At 66.0% G+C, this 26551-nt stretch carries 33 protein-coding genes; 15 read left to right on the top strand and 18 right to left on the bottom strand.

Annotation, left to right across the window (positions count from 1 at the left end; translation table 11 throughout):
• Positions 1 to 12: 12 nt before the first annotated feature.
• The gene (locus G7Y82_RS02830; RefSeq protein ID WP_168146469.1) at positions 13 to 744 is read left to right on the top strand and encodes a glutathione S-transferase family protein; all 732 of its coding nucleotides are present in this window, start codon (positions 13 to 15) and stop codon (positions 742 to 744) included.
• A complete protein-coding gene (gene aroE / locus G7Y82_RS02825; protein WP_168146468.1) occupies positions 741 to 1553 on the top strand; it encodes a shikimate dehydrogenase in 813 nt (270 codons plus the stop codon). Before G7Y82_RS02830 ends, aroE begins: the two co-directional genes overlap by 4 nt.
• Before the next feature lie 3 nt (positions 1554 to 1556).
• On the opposite strand, the gene G7Y82_RS02820 is transcribed toward aroE, so the two are convergent.
• The 13 genes from G7Y82_RS02820 to hisB all read right to left on the bottom strand — a co-directional run bounded on the left by G7Y82_RS02820 (position 1557) and on the right by hisB (position 10596).
• Positions 1557 to 1844, bottom strand: a complete 288-nt coding sequence (locus G7Y82_RS02820) for a hypothetical protein (protein ID WP_168146467.1) — start codon at positions 1842 to 1844, stop codon at positions 1557 to 1559.
• Positions 1841 to 3436: a PepSY-associated TM helix domain-containing protein gene (locus G7Y82_RS02815; RefSeq protein WP_168146466.1), complete on the bottom strand. Its 1596-nt coding sequence runs from the start codon at positions 3434 to 3436 to the stop codon at positions 1841 to 1843. The genes G7Y82_RS02820 and G7Y82_RS02815 overlap by 4 nt, the downstream gene beginning before the upstream one ends.
• Before the next feature lie 6 nt (positions 3437 to 3442).
• Entirely contained in the window at positions 3443 to 3727 is a 285-nt protein-coding gene (locus G7Y82_RS02810) for a hypothetical protein (protein ID WP_168146465.1), read from the bottom strand.
• Between the two features lie 106 nt (positions 3728 to 3833).
• Positions 3834 to 5087: a sensor histidine kinase gene (locus G7Y82_RS02805; protein ID WP_168146464.1), complete on the bottom strand. Its 1254-nt coding sequence runs from the start codon at positions 5085 to 5087 to the stop codon at positions 3834 to 3836.
• Complete coding sequence (locus G7Y82_RS02800) at positions 5071 to 5769, bottom strand: response regulator transcription factor (protein WP_168146463.1); 699 nt, start codon at positions 5767 to 5769, stop codon at positions 5071 to 5073. The genes G7Y82_RS02805 and G7Y82_RS02800 overlap by 17 nt, the downstream gene beginning before the upstream one ends.
• Positions 5770 to 5774: 5 nt before the next feature.
• Positions 5775 to 6539 (bottom strand): twin-arginine translocase subunit TatC, encoded by a 765-nt coding sequence (gene tatC, locus G7Y82_RS02795; protein ID WP_366515599.1) that lies wholly within the window; start codon positions 6537 to 6539, stop codon positions 5775 to 5777.
• Positions 6536 to 6910 (bottom strand): Sec-independent protein translocase protein TatB, encoded by a 375-nt coding sequence (gene tatB / locus G7Y82_RS02790; protein WP_168146462.1) that lies wholly within the window; start codon positions 6908 to 6910, stop codon positions 6536 to 6538. The genes tatC and tatB overlap by 4 nt, the downstream gene beginning before the upstream one ends.
• A 25-nt stretch (positions 6911 to 6935) precedes the next feature.
• On the bottom strand, positions 6936 to 7163 hold the full coding sequence (tatA, locus tag G7Y82_RS02785) for a Sec-independent protein translocase subunit TatA (protein ID WP_168146461.1): 228 nt from the start codon (positions 7161 to 7163) through the stop codon (positions 6936 to 6938).
• Between the two features lie 14 nt (positions 7164 to 7177).
• A complete protein-coding gene (locus G7Y82_RS02780) occupies positions 7178 to 7507 on the bottom strand; it encodes a phosphoribosyl-ATP diphosphatase (RefSeq protein ID WP_168146460.1) in 330 nt (109 codons plus the stop codon).
• Positions 7508 to 7572: 65 nt separating this feature from the next.
• The gene (gene hisF / locus G7Y82_RS02775; protein ID WP_168146459.1) at positions 7573 to 8343 is read right to left on the bottom strand and encodes an imidazole glycerol phosphate synthase subunit HisF; all 771 of its coding nucleotides are present in this window, start codon (positions 8341 to 8343) and stop codon (positions 7573 to 7575) included.
• Positions 8344 to 8390: 47 nt separating this feature from the next.
• The gene (gene hisA, locus G7Y82_RS02770; protein ID WP_168146458.1) at positions 8391 to 9116 is read right to left on the bottom strand and encodes a 1-(5-phosphoribosyl)-5-[(5-phosphoribosylamino)methylideneamino]imidazole-4-carboxamide isomerase; all 726 of its coding nucleotides are present in this window, start codon (positions 9114 to 9116) and stop codon (positions 8391 to 8393) included.
• 169 nt (positions 9117 to 9285) lie between these two features.
• Entirely contained in the window at positions 9286 to 9927 is a 642-nt protein-coding gene (gene hisH, locus G7Y82_RS02765) for an imidazole glycerol phosphate synthase subunit HisH (protein ID WP_168146457.1), read from the bottom strand.
• 75 nt (positions 9928 to 10002) lie between these two features.
• Entirely contained in the window at positions 10003 to 10596 is a 594-nt protein-coding gene (gene hisB, locus G7Y82_RS02760) for an imidazoleglycerol-phosphate dehydratase HisB (RefSeq protein ID WP_168146456.1), read from the bottom strand.
• A 133-nt stretch (positions 10597 to 10729) separates the two neighbouring features.
• Between hisB and G7Y82_RS02755 the strand changes: the two genes are divergently transcribed.
• Complete coding sequence (locus tag G7Y82_RS02755; protein ID WP_168146455.1) at positions 10730 to 11716, top strand: LLM class flavin-dependent oxidoreductase; 987 nt, start codon at positions 10730 to 10732, stop codon at positions 11714 to 11716.
• A 16-nt stretch (positions 11717 to 11732) separates the two neighbouring features.
• Here the strand turns inward: G7Y82_RS02755 and G7Y82_RS02750 are convergent, their stop codons facing one another.
• The 3 genes from G7Y82_RS02750 to dtd all read right to left on the bottom strand — a co-directional run bounded on the left by G7Y82_RS02750 (position 11733) and on the right by dtd (position 13478).
• A complete protein-coding gene (locus G7Y82_RS02750; protein WP_206370235.1) occupies positions 11733 to 12395 on the bottom strand; it encodes a cytochrome b/b6 domain-containing protein in 663 nt (220 codons plus the stop codon).
• 24 nt (positions 12396 to 12419) lie between these two features.
• A complete protein-coding gene (locus tag G7Y82_RS02745; RefSeq protein ID WP_168146454.1) occupies positions 12420 to 12899 on the bottom strand; it encodes a c-type cytochrome in 480 nt (159 codons plus the stop codon).
• Positions 12900 to 13040: 141 nt separating this feature from the next.
• Positions 13041 to 13478, bottom strand: a complete 438-nt coding sequence (dtd, locus tag G7Y82_RS02740; RefSeq protein WP_168146453.1) for a D-aminoacyl-tRNA deacylase — start codon at positions 13476 to 13478, stop codon at positions 13041 to 13043.
• Positions 13479 to 13547: 69 nt separating this feature from the next.
• On the opposite strand from dtd, the gene G7Y82_RS02735 reads away from it, so the two are divergent.
• The 6 genes from G7Y82_RS02735 to mutM all read left to right on the top strand — a co-directional run bounded on the left by G7Y82_RS02735 (position 13548) and on the right by mutM (position 19530).
• The gene (locus G7Y82_RS02735) at positions 13548 to 14441 is read left to right on the top strand and encodes a lysophospholipid acyltransferase family protein (protein ID WP_168146452.1); all 894 of its coding nucleotides are present in this window, start codon (positions 13548 to 13550) and stop codon (positions 14439 to 14441) included.
• Positions 14442 to 14588: 147 nt separating this feature from the next.
• Positions 14589 to 15545, top strand: a complete 957-nt coding sequence (locus G7Y82_RS02730) for an ABC transporter ATP-binding protein (protein WP_240954011.1) — start codon at positions 14589 to 14591, stop codon at positions 15543 to 15545.
• Positions 15542 to 16285: an ABC transporter permease gene (locus G7Y82_RS02725; RefSeq protein WP_168146451.1), complete on the top strand. Its 744-nt coding sequence runs from the start codon at positions 15542 to 15544 to the stop codon at positions 16283 to 16285. Before G7Y82_RS02730 ends, G7Y82_RS02725 begins: the two co-directional genes overlap by 4 nt.
• A gap of 21 nt (positions 16286 to 16306) precedes the next feature.
• Complete coding sequence (locus tag G7Y82_RS02720; protein ID WP_168146450.1) at positions 16307 to 17665, top strand: GldG family protein; 1359 nt, start codon at positions 16307 to 16309, stop codon at positions 17663 to 17665.
• Between the two features lie 14 nt (positions 17666 to 17679).
• Entirely contained in the window at positions 17680 to 18606 is a 927-nt protein-coding gene (locus G7Y82_RS02715; protein ID WP_168146449.1) for a DUF4340 domain-containing protein, read from the top strand.
• Between the two features lie 105 nt (positions 18607 to 18711).
• Positions 18712 to 19530: a bifunctional DNA-formamidopyrimidine glycosylase/DNA-(apurinic or apyrimidinic site) lyase gene (mutM, locus tag G7Y82_RS02710; protein WP_168146448.1), complete on the top strand. Its 819-nt coding sequence runs from the start codon at positions 18712 to 18714 to the stop codon at positions 19528 to 19530.
• A gap of 38 nt (positions 19531 to 19568) precedes the next feature.
• Here the strand turns inward: mutM and G7Y82_RS02705 are convergent, their stop codons facing one another.
• Complete coding sequence (locus G7Y82_RS02705) at positions 19569 to 21506, bottom strand: S8 family serine peptidase (protein WP_168146447.1); 1938 nt, start codon at positions 21504 to 21506, stop codon at positions 19569 to 19571.
• Positions 21507 to 21776: 270 nt separating this feature from the next.
• On the opposite strand from G7Y82_RS02705, the gene G7Y82_RS02700 reads away from it, so the two are divergent.
• The 6 genes from G7Y82_RS02700 to G7Y82_RS02675 all read left to right on the top strand — a co-directional run bounded on the left by G7Y82_RS02700 (position 21777) and on the right by G7Y82_RS02675 (position 26050).
• Positions 21777 to 22406: a LysE family translocator gene (locus G7Y82_RS02700; protein WP_168146446.1), complete on the top strand. Its 630-nt coding sequence runs from the start codon at positions 21777 to 21779 to the stop codon at positions 22404 to 22406.
• Positions 22403 to 22855, top strand: a complete 453-nt coding sequence (locus G7Y82_RS02695; RefSeq protein ID WP_168146445.1) for a hypothetical protein — start codon at positions 22403 to 22405, stop codon at positions 22853 to 22855. Before G7Y82_RS02700 ends, G7Y82_RS02695 begins: the two co-directional genes overlap by 4 nt.
• Complete coding sequence (locus G7Y82_RS02690; protein ID WP_168146444.1) at positions 22852 to 24177, top strand: NADH:flavin oxidoreductase/NADH oxidase family protein; 1326 nt, start codon at positions 22852 to 22854, stop codon at positions 24175 to 24177. The genes G7Y82_RS02695 and G7Y82_RS02690 overlap by 4 nt, the downstream gene beginning before the upstream one ends.
• Before the next feature lie 164 nt (positions 24178 to 24341).
• Positions 24342 to 24698 carry a hypothetical protein gene (locus tag G7Y82_RS02685; RefSeq protein WP_168146443.1) on the top strand — a complete coding sequence of 119 codons (357 nt, stop codon included), beginning with the start codon at positions 24342 to 24344 and terminating at the stop codon, positions 24696 to 24698.
• Positions 24699 to 25053: 355 nt separating this feature from the next.
• Positions 25054 to 25512: a macro domain-containing protein gene (locus G7Y82_RS02680; RefSeq protein ID WP_168146442.1), complete on the top strand. Its 459-nt coding sequence runs from the start codon at positions 25054 to 25056 to the stop codon at positions 25510 to 25512.
• 199 nt (positions 25513 to 25711) lie between these two features.
• Complete coding sequence (locus G7Y82_RS02675; protein WP_168146441.1) at positions 25712 to 26050, top strand: hypothetical protein; 339 nt, start codon at positions 25712 to 25714, stop codon at positions 26048 to 26050.
• A 108-nt stretch (positions 26051 to 26158) separates the two neighbouring features.
• Here G7Y82_RS02675 and apaG read toward each other — a convergent pair whose 3' ends face one another.
• The gene (gene apaG, locus G7Y82_RS02670; RefSeq protein WP_168146440.1) at positions 26159 to 26545 is read right to left on the bottom strand and encodes a Co2+/Mg2+ efflux facilitator ApaG/CorD; all 387 of its coding nucleotides are present in this window, start codon (positions 26543 to 26545) and stop codon (positions 26159 to 26161) included.
• Positions 26546 to 26551: the final 6 nt, after the last annotated feature.

The following is a 26551-nucleotide window of genomic DNA, read 5'->3' as shown; positions in this document are numbered from 1 at the left end:
CCGGGGGATGCGATGAACGTCGAACTGCAGCAATTCCACACACCGCGCGGCTGGCCGAACCTGTCGCCGTTCTGCATGAAGGTCGAAACCTGGCTGCGGCTGGCCGGCGTCGACTATCGCGTGGTCACCCAACCGCTGCCGAACGGACCGATGGGCAAGCTGCCGGTGGCGATCATCGACGGCGAAAAGATCGCCGATTCGCACAGCATCATCGCGCGCCTGAGCGCCGTCTCCGGGGTCGATCTCGACGCCGGACTCGATGCCCGACAGCGCGCCGCCGCACGCGCCTTCGAACGGCTGATCAACGAACACCTGTACTGGGCGCTGGTCTATTTCCGCTGGATCGACGACGCTGGCTGGGCGCAGATGCAAAGCGTGGTGCTCGGCCGCATGCCGCTGCCGCTACGCCTCGTCGTCGCGCCGGTCGCGCGGCGCGGCGTGCGCGCGCAGCTCAAGGGCCATGGCCTGGGTCGGCACCCACCGCAGGAGATTCTGCGCCGCGCGGCACAGGACCTGCAGGCGCTGGCCGACTGGCTCGGCGACCAACCGTATTTCATGGGCGACGACGCCACCAGCCTCGACGCGTCGGCTTACGCCTTCATCGCCAACCTGTACGATGCGCCGGTCGAGACGCCGCTCAAGGCACTCGTCGCCGCACACCCGAATCTCGTCGCGTACTGCGCGCGCCTGCAACAGCGCTGCTTCGGTCGCGACCCTCGCCCGCCCGCCACTTCACCGACATGACCGACCGTTACGCCGTCATAGGCCAGCCCATCTCGCACAGCCAGTCGCCCGCCATCCACGCCGCCTTCGCGCAGGCCACGTCGCAGGACCTGCGCTACGACGCGATCGACGTCGCCCCCGAGGCCTTGACCGAGACGCTGAAGCAACTGCACGCCGACGGCCTGCGCGGCCTCAACGTGACGATGCCGCACAAGGCGGCGGTCGTCGAACAGTGCGAGCTGATCAGCGAGCGTGCCGCACTGGCCGGCGCCGTCAATACGCTGAGCCGCACCGACGCCGGCTGGCACGGCGACAACACCGACGGCGAAGGCCTGATGCGTGACCTGACACGGCTCGGGTATACGGTCGAAGGTCGTCGTGTCCTGGTACTCGGCGCCGGCGGCGCGGTACGCGGCATCCTCGGCCCGCTGCTGGCGGCCAAGCCGTCGCAGCTGGTGGTCTCGAACCGCAATCCGTGGAAACCCGAAGCGCTGGCCGAGCAGTTCAAGGCCGTCGGCAGCATCACGCCGCGCACGCATCTGGCGCTCAAAGGTGATCGCTACGATCTGATCATCAACGCGATGTCGGTCGGCCACAGCGGCAGCATGCCGCGCCTGCCGGACGGCCTGGTCGCCGACGGCGGCGCCTGCTACGACCTCAGCTATGGTGCGGCGCACGCGCCGTTTCGCACCTGGACCGAAACGCAGGGCGCGACGCGTATCGCGGATGGGCTGGGCATGCTCGTCGAGCAGGCGGCAGCGTCGTTCGACATCTGGCGTGGCGTGCGACCGCAAACCGACGCGGTGCTGAAGGCGCTGCGCGCTGGCTGAGGCCTAGCGTCCGTGGTGCGCGCTGCGGTGCGCCGTGCCCGGCACGGCGAGACCCTGCGTGAACAGCCAGCCGGCCGCGCTGCTGAGGCCGGCCCAGATCAGCAGTTCGGCCCAGGCGCCGAGCGCGATCAGCGCGGCGCCTGGCAGGAGCAGCACGATCACCGCCAGCCGGCGGACGGCAGGACCGCTAGCGAGACCGGCGGTACGGCGCCGCTTCGGATCGCGCCACGCCAGCCACAGTAGCGCCAGCACGCTCGGCAGCGTCGCAGACAGCGACAGCAGCAGCGTCATCCACGCACCTGTTCGAAACGCAAGGCCTGACGGGCGCCGCGCTCGGCGGCCGTTGCGCGCCAGACGGCCAGCAGGCAGGTCAGGCCGGCGATGATCAGCGCACTGTCGATGGCGGGCACCGCGAACTGTCCGGTCGCGAACATCGCGCCCCAGCCGGGGCCGCCCGCCAGCAGGCGCAAGGCCGGCAAGGCCAGCATCAGCACCCCATTGAGCAACAGCAGGGCGCGCGACACCCGTTCGGCGTCGCGAACCATCCAGCAGGCAGCGAGCGCCAGCGCCAGCACCGCGAGAAAGCTGCGCATCATCACCGGCTCCAGCTCGGCGTCGGCGATCTGCGCGATGAAACAGGCAGCGGCCGCCGCCGTCAGCGCCAGCGGCAAGCCATGTCCGATACCGGCGACGGCGCGCGTCAGCGGCCGCCAACCCGGTTCGGCGGCGCGGCGCGTCGTCCACAAGCGCATGCCGCTCAGGGCCACGTAGGCGGCAGCGAAACCGAGTGCGAACCACACGCCCTTCGACAGCACGCCGGCGAAGTTGCCGAAGTGCAGCGGTGCCATCAGTCCGTACAGCGCACCGCCGACCGACGGCACGCGACCGAGCGCCGGCTTTTCGTACTGGAAGCCTCCGCTCGGACCGTCGTAGACGTAGGTGGTACCGAGCAACTCGCCCTCAGGCGGCAGCATCGTCACCGATACGCGCGCGTCGGCGCGGCCCCAGTGTTCGATGCCGATGTAGTAGATCTCCGAGTGCGTGCGCGTGCGTGCGTCGGCAAGCATCGCATCGAGATTGGCCAGCGTCGCCGGGCGTGGATCGCTGGCCGGCGGGTTGCCGACCATGGTCTCCAGCGCTTTTTCCTGATCACCGTTGAACGCAACCATCGCCATCACCGGGACGCCAAAGCTGCTGGCGAAGCTGAAGAAGCTGCCGGTGAACGCGAGCAGGAAGCTGAACAGCAGATTCCAGGTGCCGGCGACGACATGCGCGTCGCGGGCGCTGAGCAGATCGCGACGGCGTCGCAGCGTGAACAGTTCACGGATCAGATGGCGGTGGATCAGGAAGCCGCTGACCGCGGCAACCATCATCGCCAGGCCCAGCACCCCGGTCAGCAGCAGGCCCCAGGGCTCCGGCACATGCAGGCGCACGTGCAGGTTGATGAAGAAGTTGGAGATGGCGTTGGTACGATCGGCGGCGGCGAGCGCATCGTCGTCGCCTTCACGGCGGTTCTCGATCTGCATCGTCGCCGGATCGATGTCGACGGCAATGTCGTGCTCGACCATCTTGCCGCTGGCGTCACGCGCATCATGATGAAACTGGGCGTACATGCGCCCGCCAGCACGCGGAAACGCGAAGAACGCATCGCGCTGCGACGGATCGACGCTCTCGGCGAACGTGCGCAGCGGCGCATCGATACCGCTCGGAAAGCGCGCGGTCGGCGCTTCCGGCAACGGGCTGGCCCAGTCGCCGATTTCGTCGGCGAATACGCAGGCCACGCCGGTGACGATGACGACATACAGCAGCAGACCCAGGCACACCGCCGACCAGCCGTGGATGGCCAGCAGCGATTTCGTCTCACGTTGCGGCAGTCGGATCATCGTCGTTCAGCGCAGCATGAAATGGCCGCCGATCAGCACCAGCTGCAGCACGCAGATGATGCCAATCACCGCATAGGCCCGACGCAGCCGCAGCGCCAGGCTGGCGTAGAAGAACAGCACGGCCCAGATGGCCGGGAACAACAGCACCGGCAGCAGCAGATTGTTGATTTGCGCGGCGCCCTTCGGCAGCCAGATCGCGCCACCAGCCATCACCAGTGCCGCGCATAGCAGAACCAGCGGCCCGGCAAGCAGAACCCGAAGCCAGCGACGATGACGAAGGTGAGCAGACATGAAGATGGCGAAAGCGCGGATCGGCGTGGGGGACGGACGCCGGCGCACCGGGACCGGAACGGCGACGAGGCCCTCACGTTATATGAGAATGCCTCTTATTTCCAGCTCAGTGATCAACCTCGCCGAAGCGCAAGGCCGCGACCACCCCGTGCGGCTCGTCGTTGCGCAGCGACAGCTGCCAGCCGAAGCGCGCGGCCAGCGTTCGCGCGATGTACAGGCCCATGCCTGAGCCGCCATCGAGGCGCCGGAAGCCCGGCTCGAAGATATGCGGCAGATCGGCGGCGGCAATCCCGGGGCCGCGGTCCGTGACGACGATTTCGGTCGGCCGTACGTAGACGTGTACCGGCGCGCCGGCCGATGCGCGCAAAGCATTGCGCAGCAGATTGGTGAAGATCGCGGCGATCGCGCCGGGCGCGGTGACGACGGCCTCCGCCGCGTCGATGTCCCAGACGATGCGCGCATTCGGAATCGCTTCGGCGTAGGTGGCGGCCAGCTCCTGCAACCAGGTGTCGAGCCGGACCGATGCCAGCGCCGGACGCTCGCGCACTCTCGACAGGGCCAGTAGCGCATCGAGCTCGTGGCGGGCGATCGCCACGGCGCGCGCGATGCGCTTGAGCGGAGCGTTCTCGCCCTGCAAGGCCAGCGTCTCGGCCGCGCCCTGAATGACCGCGATCGGGGTCCGCAACTCATGGCTGGCGGATGCGGCAAACGAACGCTCGCGCTCGACGAGCACGTCGAGCTGCTCCATGTAGGCGTTGATCGCGTCGACGATCACGGCCAGCTCGCTGTCGTCGGCCGGCAGCGCGATGCGCTCGCCACGCCGTTCGGGGTCTAGCTGTGCGAGCTGATCAACCAGCAGATCGAGCGGTGCCAGCGCCCGTCGCGCCAGCCAGCGCGCGGCGAAGATGCTGGTGATCGTCACCGCCGACAGCGCCAGTGCCGCCATCCACGCCAGGATGTTTTCGCGCTCCTCGACGAAGCTGATGTCGTAGAGCAAATAGACCGGGCCATCGGCCGTGTCGCGCACCAGCAGGTTGTAGGTGCGCTCGCCGAGCTCGAAGTCCTCTTCGTAGCCGGGCGCATGCCCGCGTAATTCGACCGGCGCATCGGCGGCAGTGAAGAAGCGCAGCGCGCCGCGCTCACCGGTGAGATGGTCCTGCGTCGTGCGCGGCACGGTCCTGTTGGCCATCTCGCGTTCCATGAGATCGCGCACCGCCGCATCTTCGATATAGGTGTCGGCGAACCACAGCGCGACACCGGCCAGCGCCGCCGTCGACAGCGACAGTGCCACGAACCCGACCAGTAGCCTGCGGCGCAGCCGACCGCGTGGTCGGCGCCGGCTGTCAGCAGTCGTCGTCATGCGCGACGTCCGTCACCGCCAGACGAAAGCCGGAACCGCGCAAGGTATGCAGCAACTTGACCGGGAACGGCTTGTCGATGACGTTGCGCAGCGCATGCATGTGCGCCCTCAGCACGTCGCCGTCCGGCACGTCGTCGCCCCACAGCAGGTATTCGAGCTCGTGGCGCGACACGATGCGGCCGTCCTGGCGCATCAGAAAATCAAGCAGCCGGCGCATGGTGCGATTGAGCTGCAGCAGCTGGCCGGCACGCCGCGCTTCCATCGTGCGCGGGTCGTATTCGAGATCGGCGACATGCAGCGCGCCGGCGGCGACAGCGCCACTGGCGCGGCGGTGCAGGGCCTGCATGCGCGCCACCAGTTCGGCCAGCGCGAACGGCTTGACCAGATAGTCGTCGGCGCCGCTGTCGAGACCCGATACGCGATCGTCGACGGCGTCCATGGCCGTCAGCATCAGGACCGGCACGGCGATGCCGTATTCGCTGCGCAGGCGCCGGCACAGCGTGGCGCCGTCGAAGCCCGGTAACAAGCGGTCGAGGATCAGCACATCGGCCTGATCGGCCGCAGCCGCGGTCAGGCCGGATGGGCCGTCGTAAGCGAAGTCGACGCTATGACCCAGTGCTTCGAGATAGTCGCCAACATTGGCGGCGAGATCGGCGTTGTCCTCGATGAGGAGCACGCGCATGGCGATCAGCCTTGCTCGCGCTGCTCGTCCACGGCAGCCGACTCCGGCACGAGAATGCGCGCGGCGATGATGCCGAGTTCGAACAGCAGGTAAACCGGGACCGCCAGCATGATCTGCGAGACGATATCCGGTGGCGTGAAGATCGCACCAACCACGAACGCGCCGACCAGCACGTACTGGCGGTTGGCCGACAGCTGCTTCGGCGTCACAAAGCCGGTCTTGACGATCAGCACCAGCGCCACCGGCGTTTCAAACGCGAGGCCAAAGGCGATGAAGATCGTCAGCACGAAGTCCAGGTACTTGCTGATGTCGGTCATTACCGCGACGCCCTGCGGGGCGACCGTGACCATGAAGTGGAAGACCGTCGGCAATACGAAGAAATAGGCGAACGAGATGCCGGCGTAGAACAGCAAGGTGCTCGACGCCATCAGCGGCGCGACCAGGCGCTTCTCGCTCTTGTACAGGCCCGGTGCCACGAAGGACCAGACCTGCCACAGCGTCCACGGCATCGCCAGTGCGAACGCGACCACCGCCGACAGCTTGATCGGCGCGAAAAACGGCGAGGCGACTTCGGTGGCGATCATCGAGCTGCCGGCCGGCAGCAGCTTGAGCATCGGCTCGGCCAGCAGCGAATAGATCTGCTTGGCGAAAAAGCTCATCGGGATGAACAGCACCAGCACGCCGACCACGACTCGCAGCAGCCGCGATCGCAGCTCGAGCAGATGCGCCATCAAGGGCTGTTCGGCGCCGCCCTCGGTTTCTTCGCTCACGGCTTGGGATCAGTAGGTTCGGGGGTCGGCGACGCCGGCTGCGCGTCGTGCTCGCCGCCCTGATAGGACTTGTGGACCTCGTCGGTCTCCTTGCGCACCGTGTCGCGGAAGGAGTCCGTTTCCTTCTTCACGGTGTCGCGAAACGAGTCCGCGCCTTCCTTCATGGCCTGCTTGGCGTCGTCGAGCTGCTTGCGCAACTCGGAAAGCTGCGCCTCGCGATCGAGCTCGTCGGTCAGATTGCGCAGATAGCCCTTGGCCTGCCCGGTCCAGCGACCGAGCGTGCGCGCGAGCTTGGGCAACTTCTCCGGCCCCAGCACGACCAGCGCGACGAGGAAGCACAGCAGCAGCTCGGAGAACCCGATATCGAACATGGCAGACCGGCGAGTGCCGCGCGGATCAGTTGCGCGACTGCTCGCGCTCGCGCGATTCGCTGGTGGTCTTGTTGTCCTGCGCGAGCTGCTCGGCCGTCTTCGGCGCGTTTTCTTCGCCTTCCTTCATCGACTGCTTGAAGTTCTTGACCGCCGAACCGATGTCGCCGCCGGCGTTGCGCAGCTTCTTGGTGCCGAAAATGAGGATGACGATCGCCAGGACGATCAGCCAGTGCCAGATGCTCAGTGAACCCATGTCGGACTCCTCTTTCAGGATGATGTGCGGGCAGCCTTCTCGGCATGCCCCGACGTGCCGAAACGGCGCGCCAGTTCGTCGCTCAGCGTATCAAGCGGCAGCCCGCGCTGCGCGAGCAGCACCAGACTGTGAAACCAAAGATCCGCCAGCTCGTAGACGAAGGCGTGGTCGTCGTCGTTCTTGGCGGCGATGATCGTCTCCGCGGCTTCCTCACCCACCTTCTTGGCGATTGCGTCAACGCCCTTGGCGTAGAGGCTGGCGACGTAAGAAGCCTTGGGATCCGCGCCCTTGCGCGACTCGAGCGTCGCAAACAGCTGTGACAGTACGTCGGAGGGCGAAGACACGATGATGATCCGTGAAGGGGGCGGGGCCGACAGTGTACGCCGGACGCGCGATGCGGCGTGCGCCGTCAGCTGCGGACCAGCACGCCCCGGTTGCTCAGGTACTGCTTGGCTTCGCCGACACTGTACGTGCCCTGATGGAAGATGCTCGCCGCCAGCACCGCATCGACACCGCCGTCGTGGAAGCCGTCGTACAGATGCTCAAGCGTGCCAACGCCGCCGGAAGCAATAACGGGCACGCTGACCGCATCGGAAATCGCATGCAGCAGCTCGTTGTCGTAGCCACCCTTGGTGCCGTCGCGGTCGATGCTGGTCACCAGCAGCTCGCCGGCGCCCTTCTGCACGATCAGCCGCGCCCACTCGATGGCGTCAAGCCCGGTCGACTTGCGGCCACCATGCGTGAACACTTCCCAGCGCACCGGCTCTTTCTTCTTGTTGACGCGCTTGGCGTCGATGGCGACGACGATGCACTGCACGCCATAACGCGCGCCGGCTTCACTGACGAAGTCCGGGTTCTCGACGGCCGAAGTGTTGATGCTGACCTTGTCGGCACCGGCCGACAGCAGGGCGCGAACGTCGGCGCAATTGCGCACGCCGCCGCCGACCGTCAGCGGGATGTAAATCTGCCGGGCGACGGCCTCGACGGTCTGGAACAGCGTCGGGCGATCGTCGACCGAGGCGGTGATATCGAGGAAGACCAGCTCGTCGGCGCCCTGCGCGTCGTACTTGCGCGCCACTTCGACCGGATCGCCGGCGTCCTGCACGTCCTCGAACTTGATGCCCTTGACGACGCGGCCGCGGTCGATATCGAGACAGGGAATGATGCGTTTTGCCAGCATATCGAGAATTCCGCGGTAAAACTGATGCGTCGGGGCGCTTTCAGGCTTTAGCCCTTGGCGATCTTGACGGCTTCCTTGAAGTCGAGGCTGCCTTCATAGAGCGCGCGGCCGATGACGGCACCAGCGACACCGTCGCCCTCGATCTCCTTGAGACGACGAATGTCGTCGAGGCTGGACACGCCACCCGACGCCAGCACCGGCGTCTTCAGCGCACGCGCCAGATGGCTCGTCGATTCGGCATTGAAGCCCTGCATCATGCCGTCGCGCGAGATATCGGTGTAGATGATCGCCTCGACACCGTCGCGTTCGCAGTGGATGGCGGTCTCGACCACGTCGTGGCCGGTGACCTTGGCCCAGCCATTGAGCGCCACGCGGCCGTCCTTGGCATCAAGGCTGACGATGACGTGACGCGGGAATTCGAGGCAGAGGTCGTGCAGAAAGTGCGGCGCGTTGATCGCCTTGGTGCCGATGATGACGTACTGCACGCCGGCATTCAGATAGCGCTGCACCGTCTCTTCGTCACGGATGCCACCACCGACCTGCACCGGCACGTCAACGGCGTTGACGATGTCTTCAACCACCTTGAGGTTGACGGGCTGCCCCTTGAACGCACCGTCGAGATCGACGACGTGGATGCGCTCGGCACCTTCGTCGGCCCAGCGCCGGGCCATCGATGCCGGATCGTCGGAGAAGACGGTCGCATCATCCATCCGGCCTTGGCGCAAACGTACGCACTGGCCGCCTTTGAGGTCAATCGCGGGTATTAACAGCATGAGCTGCTACAGGTAGTCAGGTGGAGTCGGTTCGGAGAAAAGAATCGAGCCTGGGCGTGAATAACGTATGAAAAAAGGCGGTCGGGCGAACCTGATGTTCGCCACACTCTGCCTGAATTCGCGCGGGCATAGCAAGCGCAATGGCCGTGATGTCAGTCGATTCGCGGGCTTAGCTCGGATCCCATTGCGTGAAGTTGGCGAGCAGCAGCATCCCGTGGTTCTGCGACTTTTCCGGGTGAAACTGGAACGCCGCGATATTGTCGCGCGCCAGTGCCGACGCGAAGGTCTGGCCGTAGTCGGTGCTGCCGATGACGTGTTCGGGATTGGCCGGCACCGCATGATAGCTGTGCACGAAATAGAACCAGGCATCATCGGGGATGCCTTCCCAGAGCGGGTGCGGGCGCGTCTGACGCACGCGGTTCCAGCCCATGTGCGGGACTTTCAGGCGGTTCGGCGAGCCGTCTTCCGGCGGGTCGGGAAAGCGCGACACGCGGCCGGGGAACAGTCCTAGCGCCGGCACGCCACCGTTCTCGTCGCTCCATTCGAGCATGACCTGCATGCCCAGGCAGATACCGAGCAGCGGCTTGGTGCGCGCGGCCTCGGCGACCAGCTCGTTGAGCTCGAGCCGCTCCAGCTCCTTCATGCACTCGCGGACGCCGCCGACACCGGGCAGCACCAGACGGTCGCATTTGAGCAGCTCATCCGGGTCGTAGCTGATGATGACGCGGCCCGCACCGGACACGCGCTCCAGCGCCTTGCCGAGCGAGTGCAGATTACCCATGCCGTAGTCGATGACGCCGATCGCTGCCATAACGGATAAAAAGTCGGGTGGCGCGTCGTCAGGCGGCGCTCGCAGCGCCGGCAACAAGCGGGAGGTGGATCACGTCTAGAGGCTACCCTTCGTCGACGGCGTCACGTCGCCAAGCCGCTCGTCGCGGCTCGCGGCCATGCGCAATGCACGGCCGAATGCCTTGAAGATGGTCTCGATGATGTGGTGCGCATTGCGGCCGCGCAGGTTGTCGATATGCAGCGTCACGCGCGCATGATTGACGAAGCCCTGGAAGAACTCGCGGAACAGGTCGACATCGAACTCGCCGATGCGCGCGCGCGGAAACTCGACGAAATACTCGAGCCCCGGGCGTCCGGAGAAATCGACGACGACGCGCGACAGTGCCTCGTCGAGCGGCACGTAGCTGTGCCCGTAACGGACGATGCCCTTCTTGTCGCCGATCGCCTCGGCGAATGCCTGGCCGAGCGTGATGCCAATGTCTTCGACGGTGTGGTGATCGTCGATGTGACGGTCGCCATTGGCCTCGACCTCGAGGTCGATCAGGCCGTGCCGTGCGATCTGGTCCAGCATGTGATCGAGGAACGGCACGCCACTGGCGAGACGCACGACACCGCTGCCATCGAGATTGATAGCCACGCGAATCTGCGTCTCACTGGTACGGCGTTCGATGCTGGCGGTACGGACGGCCATCGCGGTCGCGGCTGGCAAAAGGGCGCAAAGAATACTCCGCTACTGGGTAAATTTGAATCAGCCGGCGATTGGCCGGTGCCGGCGTCCAATGCCGGGACGTGACCGATCGGTAACTTTGCGCGACAATACCGGCATGAGCATCCCCCTCTCCATTCTCGATCTCGCCCCCGTTCCAGAGGGTACCGCCGCGCCGGTCGTCGTCCGCCGCACCGTCGACCTGGCACAGCACGGCGAGCGCCTGGGCTACCGCCGCGTCTGGTACGCCGAACACCATGCGATGCCCAGCGTCGCCAGCAGCGCGCCGGAAATCCTCATCGCCAACAGCGCCGCTGCGACGACGACGATTCATCTCGGCTCCGGCGGCATCATGCTGCCGAACCACTCGCCGCTGAAGGTCGCCGAGAACTTTCATACGCTCGAAGCCCTGCATCCGGGCCGCATCGACCTGGGCATCGGCCGCGCGCCGGGCGGCGTGCCCGGCGCCAGCCTGGCGTTGCGCGCCGCGCGCGGCGAGCTGTTCGCGCAGCATCTGGACGAATTGCAGCGCTATTCGAGCGGCACGGCGCCGTCGCGCTTCGACGCGGTCCACGCCGAGCCGTCCGGCGTGAGCCTGCCACCGATCTGGCTGCTCGGCTCCAGCGGCGCCAGCGCGCAAATGGCCGGCGCGGGCGGCATGGGCTATAGCTTCGCCGCGCACTTCTCGCCGGCCCCGCCGGCGCCGGCGATGCTGGCGTATCGCCGGGCCTTCCAGCCTTCGCCGCAGTTCGCGGCGCCGCATGCCATCCTCGGCATCGCCGCGATTTGTGCGCCAAGCGAAGAAGAAGCGCAGCGGCTGGCGTCGACGATGGAGCTGGCTTGGCTGCGCATTCACAGCGGCCGCTTCCTGCCGCTGCCGAGCCCGGAAGAGGCGCTCGCCTATCCGTACAACGCGTTCGAGCTCGAGGCGCTGGCCGACGTGCGCGCCCGCACGCTGGTCGGCACGCCGGCCCAGATTCGCGTGCGCATCGAAGCGATGGCGGAAGAAACGCAGGCCGACGAAGTGATGATTGCCAGCAACATCTACGATCACGCCGCGCGCCTGCGCTCTTATGCGTTGATCGCCGACGCGTTCGCCGATTAGACCCTGGAGCCGCCGCTCAACCGAGGCCGAACACCAGCGCCGCGACCAGCGCCGCAGCAACCACCAGCAGCAGCGCGGCGAGCGCCGGTGACGCGAAGCGCAGCGCCGGATCGGCAGCGAGGCGTTTGCGCCCGCTGAGCATCGGCGTGATGAGGTTGTCGCGACGGTAGAGCAGATAGAACAGCACGACGGCGATGTGCAGGCCGATCAGCACCAGCAACAGGTTGAACGAGGTCTCGTGCAACTCGGCAAGGGTGCGGCCGGCATCGAAACTGACGAAGTGCGACAACGGCCCGGATTCGACACCGTCGGTATCGACCGCGAACAGGCCGGTCCCGGTCTGTACCAGCAACAGCAGCAGCATGGCCAGCACGCTCCAGCCGCCCATCGGGTTGTGCCCCAAGCTGGGCGCGGCATCCCGCGTCAGCAGCCCGCGCGCATACATCACGAATGCGCGCGGGCCGCGGACGAACTGGACGAAGCGCGCGGTCGTACTGCCGGCAAAGCCCCAGAACAGGCGAAACAGCAGCAGCGTCAGCACCGTGTAGCCGGACCAGCGGTGCCAACGCAGCTCACCGTTTTCGGCGCTCCACCAAGAGAACGCGAACAGCGCGATCAACGCCAGGTGGAACAGCCGTGTCGGCAGGTCCCAGACGCGACGCGTGGATGCCCCGTTCATGCAGCGGGCGCCGATGTCGCGCTTTTAGTGCTCGTCCTTGTTGCGGAACTCTTCGTGGCAGCTCTTGCAGGCCTGGCCGACCGCCGGCACCTGCTCGGCGAAGCCAGCCGCGTCGCCGGCATCGGCGGCGGCCGTCAGCTTGCCGACTTCCGTCACCAGCGCATCGCGCTTCTGCGCGAATTCATCGGGCTTCTCCCAGATCTCCGGCTTGGCGCCGGTCTTCAGACCGCTTTCCGGGCCGGAGCCGGCCGGGAACCAGTCTTTGATCTTGACCGCTTCCTGATTCATGGTGTGCGCCGCTTCGGTCAGCTCCGGGTTGAGGCTGCCGCCGCTCTTGAGCGTGTCGCCGATCTTCTTCATCGCGCCGCCGATCTGTTTGAACCCGTCGTGGCGCGTCTTGATGGCGGCTTCGATCGCCGGATCGACCTGCGGCTTCTGGTGGCAAGCGGCGATGGCAAACACGCTGGCCACGGCGAAGGGGACGATCAGGTGACGGGGTTTCATGCTGGATGCTCCTTGGGGCGGTTCGCAAAGGAATCTGGCGGAAACCCGAGCTTAACGGCCGGATCGTGTCAATGTCTTGCGCCAGACACGCCTGCGCATCGCGTCTGACAGAAATTTCATACGCCGGTCACCGGCAGCCACTCAGCTTTCGAGCCAGAACGTCACCGGCCCGTCGTTGATCAGGGCGACTTTCATGTCGGCGCCGAAGCGGCCGCAGCCGACCTGCGAATGGCGCGCCCGTGCCTGCTCGACCAGCACCGCGAACAAGGTGCGCGCCTGACCCGGCGGCGCCGCCGTCGAAAACCCCGCCCGCGTACCGCTGCGTGTGTCGGCAGCCAATGTGAACTGCGGCACCAGCAGCAGGCCGCCGCCGGTATCGCGTAGCGCGCGATTCATGCGGCCCGCCTCGTCGGCAAACACGCGATAACCGAGCAAGCGGTCGAGCAGACGCACGGCGCTGGCCTCGTCGTCGCGCGGCTGCACGCCCACCAGCACCAGCAATCCGGCGCCGATGGCACCGACGATTTCGCCGTCGACACTGACCGACGCTTCGCTGACCCGCTGCAACAGACCGATCATGACAACCTCGATTTCCGACGATAGAGATGCGGCGACGGCCGCCAGCCCACGACTTTACAATCGCGCGCCATGACATCACCGCTCCGCCTCGGGCTGAAACTGCTCGGCTACCTGCCGCTGCCGCTGCTGCACGCGTTAGGCGCGCTGGCCGGCTGGCTGCTGTGGCTGCTGCCGAACAAGCCGCGCCGGCTGACGCGCTGGCATCTGCAGCATTGTCTGCCGGAACTCGACGCCGCCACTCAGCGGCGCATCGAGCGGCAAAGCCTGGGCCACATGATGAAGGCCGCGATCGAAGCACCGGCGCTGTGGTTCGGCCCTGAGCAGCGGCTGCGCCGCTGGATCGACAGCGACCCGCAAACGGCGCAGCGCTTTCGCGACATCAGCTCGACCGGCCGTGGCGCGATCTGGCTCTGCCCGCACTGGGGCGCCTGGGAACTGAGCGGTTTGTTCTCGTCTGTGCAAGGCACGCTGACATCGCTGTACAAGCCGCAGAAGGGCGAAATGGACGCGCTGATGCACGAGGGCCGGACCCGGCTCGGCGCGACGCTGGTGCCGACCACCGGCGCCGGCGTGAAAGCCTTGCTCGGCGCGCTGAAGCGCGGCGAGATGGTCGGCATCCTGCCCGATCACGATCCGCCGCCGGGCTCCGGTCGGTTCGCGCCGCTGTTCGGCATGCCGGCGCATACCACCGAGCTGGTCAGCAAGCTCGCCGCGCGCAGCGGCGCACCTGTCCACTTCTTCATCGCCGAACGACTGCGTTTCGGGCGAGGATTCCGCTTCCACATCCTGCCGGCGCCGGCCGATATCGCCGATCCGGAGCGCGGCGTCACCGCGCTCAATGAGGGCGTCGAGGCGATCGCCAGGCGCTGGCCGGAGCAGTACTGGTGGGCGTACGAGCGCTACCGCCGTCAGCCGGACGGGCGGCCGAATCCGTACAAATTGAAAAAATCATCACGGAACTGATCGCAATTCGCTGCGGTCAGTTGCACGGTTTTGCTGTAACGACAGTGGAAAAGTCCCGATCGACCACCGTACGCGCGGCGGCCGCATGCCGGGCTTTTCGCTGAACGCTCACCAGAACGTCAAAGTGGAAGGACGCAAGAGAAGAGCATGGGACAAGAAGACATGGGGATCCGCACCGCCGAGGTGTTGATCGAAGCGCGCGGACTGACGCGCCGTTACGGCCCCACGGTAGCGGTCAAGGAACTTGACCTGACGCTGCGCAAGGGAGAAATCGTCGGTCTACTCGGCCCCAACGGCGCCGGCAAGTCGACGACGATGAAGATGCTCACCGGCAACCTCGCACCGAGCGCCGGCGAGGTGACGATCAAGGGCATCTCGCTGCGCGCGGAACCGAAGGCGGCGAAGAGCCACATCGGTTACCTACCTGAACAGCCGCCCGTCTATCCCGAACTGACCGTCGACGAGTACCTGCGCTTCTGCGCCAACTTGCATGGCGTGCCGGGCAAGCAGCTCGGTGATGCGCTGACCTCGGCCAAGCGTGATTGCGGTCTGGCCGATGTCGGCAGCCGCCTGGTCGGCAATCTGTCGAAGGGCTACCAGCAGCGCGTCGGCATCGCGCAGGCGATCATTCATCGCCCGTCGGTGGTCATTCTCGACGAGCCGACGGTCGGCCTCGACCCGATCCAGATTCGTGAAATCCGCACGCTGATCGCCGAGCTCGGCAAGGCGCACACGGTCATCCTGTCGAGCCACATCCTGCCGGAGATTCAGGCCGTCTGTGACCGCGTGATGATCATTGCGCGGGGCACGGTCGTCTACAACGAGCCGATCTCGGCGACCAACAATCAGTCGTCGGTGGTCTGTGGCTTCCGCCGCCCGCCGCAGGCCGTGCATCTGGCCGACCTCGAAGGCGTCGACGGCGCCAGCCCGCTCGGCGACGGCCGCTTCATCGTCAGCGCCCTGAAGAATGCCGATCCGCGCGACGCCATCGTCGCCGCTGCCGCGACCAACGACTGGGGCCTGATCGAGCTTCACGCGCAGCAGCGCACGCTGGAAGAGATCTTCGTTGAACTGACCTCCACCGACGTGAGGGCCGCGGCATGAGCAATATCCTCAATATCGCGCGCGTCGAATGGCGCCGCATCTTCCTGTCGCCGCTGGCCTGGGCGGTGCTCGCGGTCGTGCAGTTCATCGTCGGCTATGTGTTCATCACCCTGCTGCTGCAGTACGCCAACGCGGCGTCGCAGAGCCCGGACATCGGCGTGTCCGACGTCGTCGCCGGTTCGCTGTACGGCTTCTCGACGGTGCTGTTGCTGTTGATCATGCCGCTGATGACGATGCGTCTGTTCTCCGAAGAGCGGAAGACCGGCAGCATCACGCTGTTGTTCTCGGCACCGGTGTCGCTGATCGAAATCGTGCTCGGCAAGTTCGTCGGTGCGCTCGGCTTCATATTCGCCGTGATCGTACTGATGGGCTTGATGCCGCTGGCGCTGGCCTGGTCGACGAACATGGACTGGGGCCGCATCGCCGCCGGTCTGCTTGGCCTGTTCCTGCTGATGATGGCCTTCGCCTCGGCCGGCATCTTCGTCTCGTCGCTGACGCGCGAGCCGACCATCGCCGCGGTCGGCAGCTTCGGTCTGCTGCTGGTGATCTGGCTGATCAATGTCGTCGCCTACAACGACAGCATTCCGTTTCATGACGCGTTCCAGTACCTGTCGCTGATCGATCATTTCGAAAGCCTGCGCCGCGGCGTGTTCGCGACCGCGGACGTCGTTTACTACCTGCTGTTCTCGGCGCTGTTCCTGTGGCTGACCGTGCTGCGCCTGGATGTCGAGCGCAACTAAGAACACGAGAACGAACGCACCATGAAAGATAAGAAGCAAGTCTTTGCGCAGCAGGCCATCAACGGTCTGCTGATCATCGCCGTCATCGGTCTGCTCGGGTTTTTGTCCGTGCGCTTCAAGACCGAGCTCGACTGGACCGCCGGCCATCGCAACACGCTGACCGAAGCGAGCGTCAAGCAGCTCGATCAGATGAAGGACCCGATCACGTTCTACGTGTTCGCGCCGAGCGGCGCGGCGTCGCGGCAGACGATCAGCGAGGATCTCGAGCGCTACAAGCGTGACAAGAAGAACATCGAGATCAAGTTCGTCGATCCGGGCGCCGACCCGCAGAAGGTCCGCGACTTTAATGTTCAGTACATCGGCCAGGTGGTGGTCGAATATCAGGGCCGTCGCGAAACGCTGAACGCGACCACCGAGCCGGCGATCACCTCGGCACTGCAGCGCCTCAGCTATGCCGGCGACAAATGGATCGTGTTCCTCGAAGGCCACGGCGAGCGCACGCTGACCGAAGGCACGCAGGCCTCGTTCTCGCACTTCGCCGCGGCGCTGAAGGACAAGGGCCTCAAGGTTCGCGGCCTGAACCTGATCCAGAACCCGCAGATCCCGGATAACACCAGCGTGCTGGTGATCGCCTCGCCGACCAAGCCATTGTTGCCGGGCGAAGAGAAGATCATCACCGACTACGTCAACCACGGCGGCAACCTGCTGTGGCTGGCCGATCCGGACAATCCGCCAGGCATCGAACCGCTGGCCAAGGACCTGGGCGTGACCTGGCAGAACGGTTACGCGATCTTCCCGGACTACCAGATTCTCGGCACCGGCCACCCAGGCTTCTTCGCCGCGATCAGCTATCCGCCGAATCCGGTGACCGAAGGCCTGGATATGGTGACGCTGTTCCCGCTGGTGCGCTCGCTGACCATGACGGCGGTCAACGACTGGTACACCAAGCCGCTGCTCAAGTCCGAGGAATCGGCCTGGCTCGAAACCGGTGACATCAATGCCGGTGCGGTGAAGTTCGACGGCAACGACATCAAGGGTCCGCTGATGATCGGCGCGACGCTGACGCGCGACTTCAAGCCGGGGCCGGACGACAAGACCGACAAGCCGCACCCGCAGCGCATCGGCTTGATCGGCGACGCCGACTTCCTGTCCGACGGCTATCTCGAACAGCTCGGCAACGAGCAGCTGGGCCTGAACCTGATGCAGTGGCTGGCCAGCCGCGACGCGCAGCTCAACATCAATGTGCCGAAGGCGCAGGACACGGCGCTGTATCTGCCGGGCTGGGCGACGATGTTCATCGCCGGCTTCTTCATCGCGCTGCTGCCGCTCGGCCTGCTCGGCTTCGGTGTCGTGCGTTGGGCCATGCGCCGCCGCCGCTGATCGGGGGGTTCACGATGAAACGTGCCTACCTGAACGTTGTCCTGCTGATCATCGTCGTCGGCCTCGGCGCGGCGATCTTCTTCACGCAGAAGAAGGATCACAAGGGCCCGCCGCTGACGGCGCTGAAGGCCGACGCGGTGACGCATGTCAGCATCGCGCATCCGGGCAAGCCGACCATCGAACTGGTCAAGCAGGGCAAGGACTGGACGCTGACCGCGCCGGTCCAGAGCCCGGCTGATCCGTTCGAGGTCGCTTCGGTCGTCAATCTCGCGACGCAACAGACCCAGCGCACGCTCAAGGACAGCGACGTCAAGCTGTCCGAGCTCAAGCTCGATCCGCCGCAGTACACGATCACGCTCAACGACCAGAAGCTCGAATTCGGTGACACCGATCCGATCGACCACCGTCGTTACGTGAAGAACGGCAAGACGGTTTCGTTGATCGACGATCCGCCGGAAACGGCGGTCGACGCCGACTACTCGAACCTCGTGTCCAAGGAGCTGCTGCCGACCGGCACCCAGCTGACCAAGATCGAGGTGCCGGGCTTCACGGTCAGCCTCGGCGCCGACGGCAAGACCTGGACGCAGACACCGGCCACCGACGGGGTGACGACGGACGAGATTTCGCACTTCGTCAGCAGCTGGGAAGGCGCGCGCTCGATGTGGAACGCAGCGATGCCGGACGGCGCCGATGCGGACAGCAAGGGCCAGCCGATCACGCTGACAACCAAGGACGGCAAGACCGTGCAACTGGTGCTCGTCAACGAAAAGCCGCAGCTGACGATCGACCGCCCGGACCTGAAAGTCCGTTACTCGCTGTCGAAGGCCGACGACCAGTCCTTGCTGACGATTCCGCCGGCACCGAAGAAGCCGGATGCCAAGGCCCCGACCGCGCCGCCGCCGACACTGGCCAAGCCGGCTGAAGCGCCGACAAAACTATAAGCGACACTGCGACAGCAAGAGGCCCGCTCCGTGCGGGCCTTTTTGTTGGCACGCAGGTGCTACGCCGTGATCGGCCGCCCGCGGCCGATCGGCGATAATCCGCGCATGCCTGAACTTCCCGAAGTCGAAACCGTCCGCCGCGGCCTCGAACCGCATCTGCGCGGTCGGCGCATTGCGCGCGTCACGGTGCGTGATCCGCGTCTGCGCTGGCCGGTGCCCGCGACACTGGCGCGCGATGCCGAAGGGCGGCGCATCGAGTCCATCGCCCGTCGCGGCAAGTACATGATCGTCACGCTCGACAGCGGCGACCGCATGATCTGGCACCTGGGCATGAGCGGCCGCATGTTCGTCCTCGATGCCACGCACCCGGTCGTCAAGCACGACCATGTCGACTTCCTGCTCGACGATCAGCGCCTGATCCGCTTTCACGATCCACGCCGCTTCGGCGCCGTGCTGTGGTGGCCGGCTGTCGAGAACGCGCATCCGCTGCTGGCGACCATGGGACCCGAGCCCTTCGAAGATGCGTTCAACGGCGACTATCTGTTCCGCAAATCGCGCGGCCGCGAAATCGCGGTGAAGAACTTCATCATGGACGGCCACATCGTGGTCGGCGCCGGCAACATCTACGCGGCGGAGAGCCTGTTCCGCGCCGGCATCCGCCCGACACGGCGCACCGGCAAGCTGACCCGTGCCGACTGCACGCGGCTCGCCGAGAAAATCCGCGAAGTGCTGGCCGAGGCCGTCGAGCGCGGCGGCACCACGCTGCGCGATTTCTTCGGCGCCGACGGCGCGTCCGGCTACTTCCAGCAGGAGCTGTTCGTCTACGGCCGCGACGGCCAGCCCTGCCGCACCTGCGGTGTGCCGATCAAGGGCCTGGTGCTCGGCGGCCGCGCGTCCTGCTACTGCCCGGGCTGCCAACGTTGAAGTGAGGGACGGCGCCCCGCGGGCCGTCCCTCACGCCATCACGCTCGGCGACGACGCAGACCACGGCGCGACGCCCAGGCGGCCAGCAACACGCCGAGCACCCAGCCGTCGAGCGCGCCGCCGCCGCCACCGGACGAGCCGCCCGAGCCGGCGTCGCCAACCGCCACGCTGTCACTGGTCGCCGGCATCTCGGTCTGCTGATCGGACACGGCCTTGGCCGCGAGCATCTGCGTACCGGCGTTGTCCGAGCGTAGCGTCAAACTCACCGTCCAGCTTTCGCCCGGCGCCAGCGCGTCGTGCGCGAATACAAGCGCAGCGCCCTCGATCGCATCGGCCGCCGCCGTTTCGCTGCTCGACACCAGCGTCGTCCCGGCCGGCAGCGTGACCGCGATCGCGACCCCGGTGGCGTCGATCTTGGCGCTGGTCGGCAGGCTCGCGGTCAGTGCATACGCGTACTCGACGCCCGGCTCAGCGCTGGTCGCCACGGTGCTGCTCAAGCTCAGCTTCGGCAGCCCCTGGATCGCCGCCAGCGCGTCGATGCGGCCGTAACCCCAGGTGTTGTTCGGAATGTCCGCATCCGTGGTGCCGCTGCAGGTTTCGCCGCTGACGATCGGCACCGCGGTGTTTTCGATCAGGCTGCGCACGTCACGCACGCGGCCGATCAGCTTCGGCTCCGCAGACAGGATCAGCGCGACCAGACCGGCGACATGCGGGCCCGCCATGCTGGTGCCGCTGATGGTGTTGTAGTCACCGTCGTTCCACGACGACAGGGTGTCGACGCCAGGCGCGACCACGTTCGGCTTGATGCGCAGCGACAGGTCCGACAACACCGCGCCGCGGCTGGAGAAGCTGGCCATCGCGTCGCTGTTGTCGGTGGCGCCGACGGTAAACGACGAATCGTAGACCGCGAGCGGATAGAGGATGGTGTTGCACAGATCGCCGTCGTTGCCGGCCGACACCACCTGCACGATGCCGGCCGCCTCGGTCGCTTCGTTGACGTCTTGCAGGATCGGTGGCGCGCAGCCTTCGGCGCAGCCCCAAGAATTGTTGACGACGTCCGGCGCCATCGCCGCATCGGCGGCCGCGCTGTCGCCGGTCGGATACGGCGCCAGCATCCACTGCATGCAGTCGAGATAGGTCGGCACCGTACCGACGCCGACCACCGGATCGAGCAGCGAGCGGCAGGCGATCCACTGTGCCGACGGCGCCATGCCGATCTGCATGCCGGCGCCATCGTCGCCGACCATGGTGCCGGTCGTGTGCGTACCGTGGCCGTTGGAATCGCAGGGCACCGACGTATCCGGGCAGAACGGATCGATCAGGCTGAACGCGTTGTGCCAGTTGTAGTCGTGGTCGGCGGTCTGCGTCGTCGCATCCCAGCCACGGTATTGGGCCTGCAGTGCCGGGTGGTCCCACTGCACGCCGATGTCGTGATCACCGACCACCACACCCTGGCCCTTGTAGCCGAGCGCCCAGACCTCCGGCGCGTGCACCAGCGCGATGCTCGGCTCGATGCCGGCGGCCTTTGCGGCGAGCTTGGCACTGGCGTTCTTCGCCGCCGGCGCCGGCGTTTCGAGATGGCGGCCGGCCGGCACCACCGGCTCGGCGGTGATGTAGTCGACCGCGTCGACCGCCGACAGCGCGGCGAGCGCCTGAATGTCCGCCGAGCTGCCACGCGCCGTGATGACATTGGCGGCCCAGAAGGCCTGGTACGACAGACCGCGCGCCTTCAGCAGCGCCACGACCGGCGCCTGCGAGCGGTTCGCCGCCGCCTGCAGCGCGGCAACCGTCAGCCGGCCTTTCTCGGCCTTGGTACGGGCCGCACGCGCAGCCGACAGATCGGCGCGATCACTCAGGCGGATCGCGAACTCGGCGACGCCGTCGGCCTGCGCCTTCGACAACAGCTCGGTGTCGACCTTGGCCACCCAGGCCGCATCGACATACGGCGAACCGGTCGCCCAGGCCGGCAGACACAAGACTGAGAGGGCCAGGGCAGCGCCCCGGACCGATGAACAAAACCGCATGATGTTTCCCCCTGAACCCCGGCCCTGCGGCCGACAAACGAACAACCCCCGCCCCGAGTGTCCGATGCGAATGCCGACGCCGCATCCGGGATTTCCCTGCATCACCGCATTGCCCGTCCTCGATGTCAGATCGACGTCAGCTCCGCGTTTGCGGGCGCAGTGGCACAATCGGCCCCGTTGCTCGGGGATGTAAAACGAACAGGGATTTCACGGGATCGCGCAATGACCACATGGCAAGCATTGCTGCTGTTTACTGCCGCGGCCGGGCTGCTGACGATCACGCCGGGCCTCGACACCATGCTGGTGCTACGCACCGCCATTGCCGGCAACAGCCGCGCCGCATTGCTGGCCGGCGCCGGCATTTGCAGCGGTTGCCTGGTCTGGGGCCTGCTGGTTTCGGCCGGGCTCGGCGCCGTCTTCTCGGTATCGGCGATCGCCTATGACGTCTTGCGCATCGCCGGCGCGGTCTATCTGCTGTGGCTGGGCGCGCAGCTCCTGCTGAAACCGCGCGACAGCGTCGCGGCAGCGCCGAGCCCGGCCGTGCCCAGCGATGCGCAATCGTTCCGTCGCGGCCTGCTGACGAATCTGCTGAACCCCAAGGTCGGCGTGTTCTATGTGAGCTTTCTGCCGCAGTTCATACCGGCCGGCGTCAACCTCGTCGCGTTCGGGTCGCTGCTGGCGGCCATCCACGCACTGCTCGGCGTGCTGTGGTTTGCGGCGCTGACGCTGGCGACACGGCCGCTGTCGCGTTGGCTGCGCCGGCCGATGCTGGTCCGCGCCCTCGACCGCGGCACCGGCGCCGTCTTCGTCCTGTTCGGCCTGCGGCTGGCCACCAGCGGACGACCGGCATGAGTACGCCACGCCCCTGGCCGCCGCCGCCACGACTCGGCGCACTCGCCCCGCAGGAACAGCGACTCTGCGACGCGCTCGCCGTCCTGGCCCTGCTGCTGGTCGCAGGCGGCTTGATCTGGCCGCTGCTGCTGATCGGCAGTTCGCTGCTCGACCGCTGGCTGCCCGGCGTCGCCGCCGCCCGCTATGCCTATGCGCTGATCGGACCGACGCTGGCGAGTTGGGGGCTGCTGGCCTGGTTCCTGATCCGCCACGGCATCCGCCGTCAGCACCGCTGGGCCTGCGACGCGCTGCTCGCCGCAACGCTGACCTGGCTGCCGCTCGACGCGGGCCTGTGCTACGCGCTGGGCTTTCGCCTCGGCATCGCCGTCGACCTGCTGGTTGGCGGCGTTCTGCTCACGCTGCTGCTGATCCTGCGCCCGCATCTGGCCAACGCCCGGGACTCAACATGAACGCCGTTGTCGACCCGCTCGCCCAGCCGCTCAACCTGCCCTGCGGCGCGCGGCTGACCAACCGCATCTGCAAGGCGGCGATGACCGAAGGCCTGGCCGATGCCCAGCTGCGCCCGACACCACGCCTCGGCGAGTTGTATCGGCGTTGGGCCGAGGGCGGCGCCGGCCTGCTGCTGACCGGCAACGTGCAGATCGACCGCCGCGTCCTCGAACGTCCTGGCAACGTCGCCATCGACCCGGCACCGGCGAACGCCGAGACCCTACGCCGCCTGCGCGACTGGGCCCGCGCCGGCACCGTCGCCGGCAATCACCTGTGGATGCAGATCTCGCACGCCGGCCGCCAATCGCCGTGGTACGTCACGCGCCAGCCGCTGGCGCCGTCGGCGGTGCAGCTCAAGCTGCTCGCCAACTACGCCAAGCCGCGCGCGCTGCGTGAGGACGAAATCGTCGACTTCATCGGCCGTTACGCGCGCGTCGCGCAGACCGCACGCGACGCCGGCTTCACCGGCGTGCAGATTCATTCGGCGCACGGCTACCTGCTCAGCTCGTTCCTGTCGCCAATCACCAACCAGCGCCGCGATGCTTGGGGCGGCTCGCTCGAAAACCGCGCGCGCATGCTGATCGAAACGATACGCGCAACGCGCAAGGCCGTCGGCAACGACTTTCCGGTCGCGCTGAAGCTGAACTCCGACGATTTCCGCAAGGGCGGCTTCACCCACGACGAATGCCTGCAACTGGTGCGTTGGCTCAACGACGAGAAGCTCGACCTGCTCGAACTGTCCGGCGGCACCTACGAACAGCCGCGCCTGCTCGGGTACATCGGCAAGGCATCGGAAGCCGTCGGCGAACAGCGGCAAAGCACCCAACAACGCGAAGCCTATTTCCTCGACTACGCCGCCGACGTCCGCAAGATCGCGACCATGCCGCTGATGGTCACCGGCGGTTTTCGCACCCGCGCCGGCATGGAAGAAGCGCTGAACAGCGGCGCCGTCGACGTCGTCGGACTCGGCCGCCCACTATGCGGTGAACCGGACCTGCCGAAGCGCATCCTCGCCCGCCAGACCGACGAGATGCCGCGCTACGAAAAGCGCATGCAACTCGGCCCCGGCATCCTCGGCCCGACCACGACCGTCTTCCTGTTTCGCATCATCAACGTGCTCGGCCAGCAAGGCTGGTACTACCTGCAGCTCTACCGCCTCGCCGACGGCCTGCGCCCGAATCTCAAACTCGGCGTCTTCGGCGCGTTCTGGCGCTACCTGCTCGACGAGTACCGAACGGCGTGGCGGATGCACGGGGCACGGCGAAGGACGAAAGGGTCGTAATTCCTTCAAGAGCAGCGAGTGCTGGAAGCGTTTCGGCTTCATACGCCCACCTTGCCCTGTAATAAGTCACCTGCAGAAAACCGTGACGGAGTTATCAGACATTCGCTGGTGGTTATCGGACAATCCAATTTCATCTCAGTGAAATTGGACACACAGGAGCCGACATGCATTGCTTCACCCATCAGGATGTCGAAGCCGTCGGCGTATGCAAGGCCTGTTACAAAGGCCTATGTACTCAGTGCGCGAGTGATCTTGGGCTAGGGTTGGCGTGCAAGGGCGAGCACGAGCAATTCGTAGAAGCCACGAATGCGCTCCTCTCAAGAAGCATTCGAATCAGCTCCATTAACAAGCACGGCTCCTTCGTCGTGCCTGGCTTCTACGCATTCTTGGGCGCGGCATTCCTGCTTTCCGGCATCATCACGAAAACAAAGGCGTCACCCTTTAGCATCGCCATGGGCTGCGGCTTCGTCGTCTTCGCCATCATTACCTTAGTGGCAAATCGGAAAGCGTGGGCAAAATAGCGATTTTAGAGTGGCATTTACTTTTCCCGCCACCTTTGTCGGCACACGATGACCTTTCGGCCGCGCGCGCTTCTAGACGAAGAATCCTTTCATAGCCGACCAGCTGCAATAACCGCTGGCATCGAGAGGAAAACCAGTACCCCATGCTCAAGTCTCTAAGGCAAGCGTTCTCGCCGCAGATGAAGTGCTGTTTCTGCGGAGAAGCAATAAAAGCGGAAACTCCGTTGAAAATACACCTTTCGCTTCCGCAGGATGGGTATCAATCAATGTTTGCGCATGGTGAGTGCATGCGGGCAAGGCTTCACCCCTCGGTTCCGTTTCTAACGCCGGCTGAGCACGAAGAAGACTAGCTGAAATGATCACAATTCGCGGCGACTTGTTGAACTTTGCGCTGGACGGTCGATTCGACGTCATCGTTCACGGCTGCAATTGCCAATGCACGATGGGCGCCGGGATCGCCAAGCAGATCAAGGCGTTGTTTCCGGAGGCCTATGAGGCCGATCTGCGAACGGTGAAGGGCGCGCGCGAGAAGCTGGGCACCATCAGCTTCGCCACGATCACGCGTGGGGCGACGTCATTCGCGATCGTGAACGGCTACACCCAGTTCGCCTGGCGCGGGCGCGGCGTCAAGGTCGACTATGACGCGGTGCGCAGCGTCATGCGGCACGTACGCACCGAATTTTCTGGCCAGCGCATCGGCTACCCGCAGATCGGTGCCGGCCTCGCTGGCGGCGATTGGAGCACCATTGCCGACATCATCGAAAGCGAGCTAAGCGGAGAAGACCACTCGCTGGTGCGCTACGAGCCGGCCTAGCTCGAACCGTCAGAATCAGTGGGTTCTTTTTGCCAATCCGTGAGAACTGACAGGATCGTGGCGCGTGCTTTGACCGCCGTTTGTGGGGAGCCCAGACGGCGGCGAAACCGTGCCAACCGAGACGGTCCATTCTTTGCTTGAAGGATTCGCGAGCTTGCGATGCGTCGTCAGTCGACGGCTCCGGCACGGAGAATAGAAGATGGACGAGCTTCCGATTACCTTGCGACGCAGCACACAGATCTGGTGGGCGTTCACCTGGCGCATGATGCTGTACGGCGGGCTGAGCGCTTTCCTCGCGGGTCTGGCGATCTCGGTGGCGCTTCCCCACGGCTGGATGAACTCGCGCGCCATTTTGTGGGCCTTCCGCGCCACTTTCTGGGTGCTCGCGGTGCTATTCGGGATCTGGATCATGTGGCTCACGCTGACATCGACGTTTTCGGGATTTCGCATCGCCTTGATCAAGCTCGAGCCGTCTGACGACAGCCCTGAAACGGAGCTTGACGCAGGCCGTGATGTCCCGACTGCCGCCGGCAGCTAGCGTAGGGCGGAATTCATTCCGCCGGTCGCGTTCCACGAGCTCCAGAGCAAAGCCGCCGCCGCTACGGCGGGATGAATCCCGCCCTACGAAACGGCGCGGCGCGGCCGCTCAGTTCAGCACGGTCGGGACCGCGAGGCGGAACGGTTTGATGTGCGCGTCGAAGCGCTGTTGGCTGTCGCTGAGCACCATGTTGAATTCGCCGTGCATGGTGCCGACCGGCGTGCCGAGCGGACAGCCGCTGGTGTACTGGAATTCTTCGCCTGCGGCGAGCACCGGCTGGTAGCCGACGACGCCGGGGCCGCGCACTTCCTCGACGTGACCTTCGCCGTCGGTGATCACCCAGTGGCGGCTGATCAGTTGCACGGTCTCGCTGCCTTCGTTGCGGATGGTCACGTGGTAGGCGAACAGCCAGTGGCCGGCGTCGGGGTTGGACTGCTCGGCAATGAAGCGCGGCTCGACGATGATGCGGATGCCTCGGGTCACGGTGTCCGACATCGTCGT

This window comes from Solimonas marina (assembly GCF_012241385.1).
GTDB classification, from domain to species: Bacteria; Pseudomonadota; Gammaproteobacteria; order Nevskiales; family Nevskiaceae; genus Solimonas; species Solimonas marina.
The sequence above is the reverse complement of the archived record's forward strand: the minus strand, read 5'-3'. Positions and strand labels throughout refer to the sequence as shown.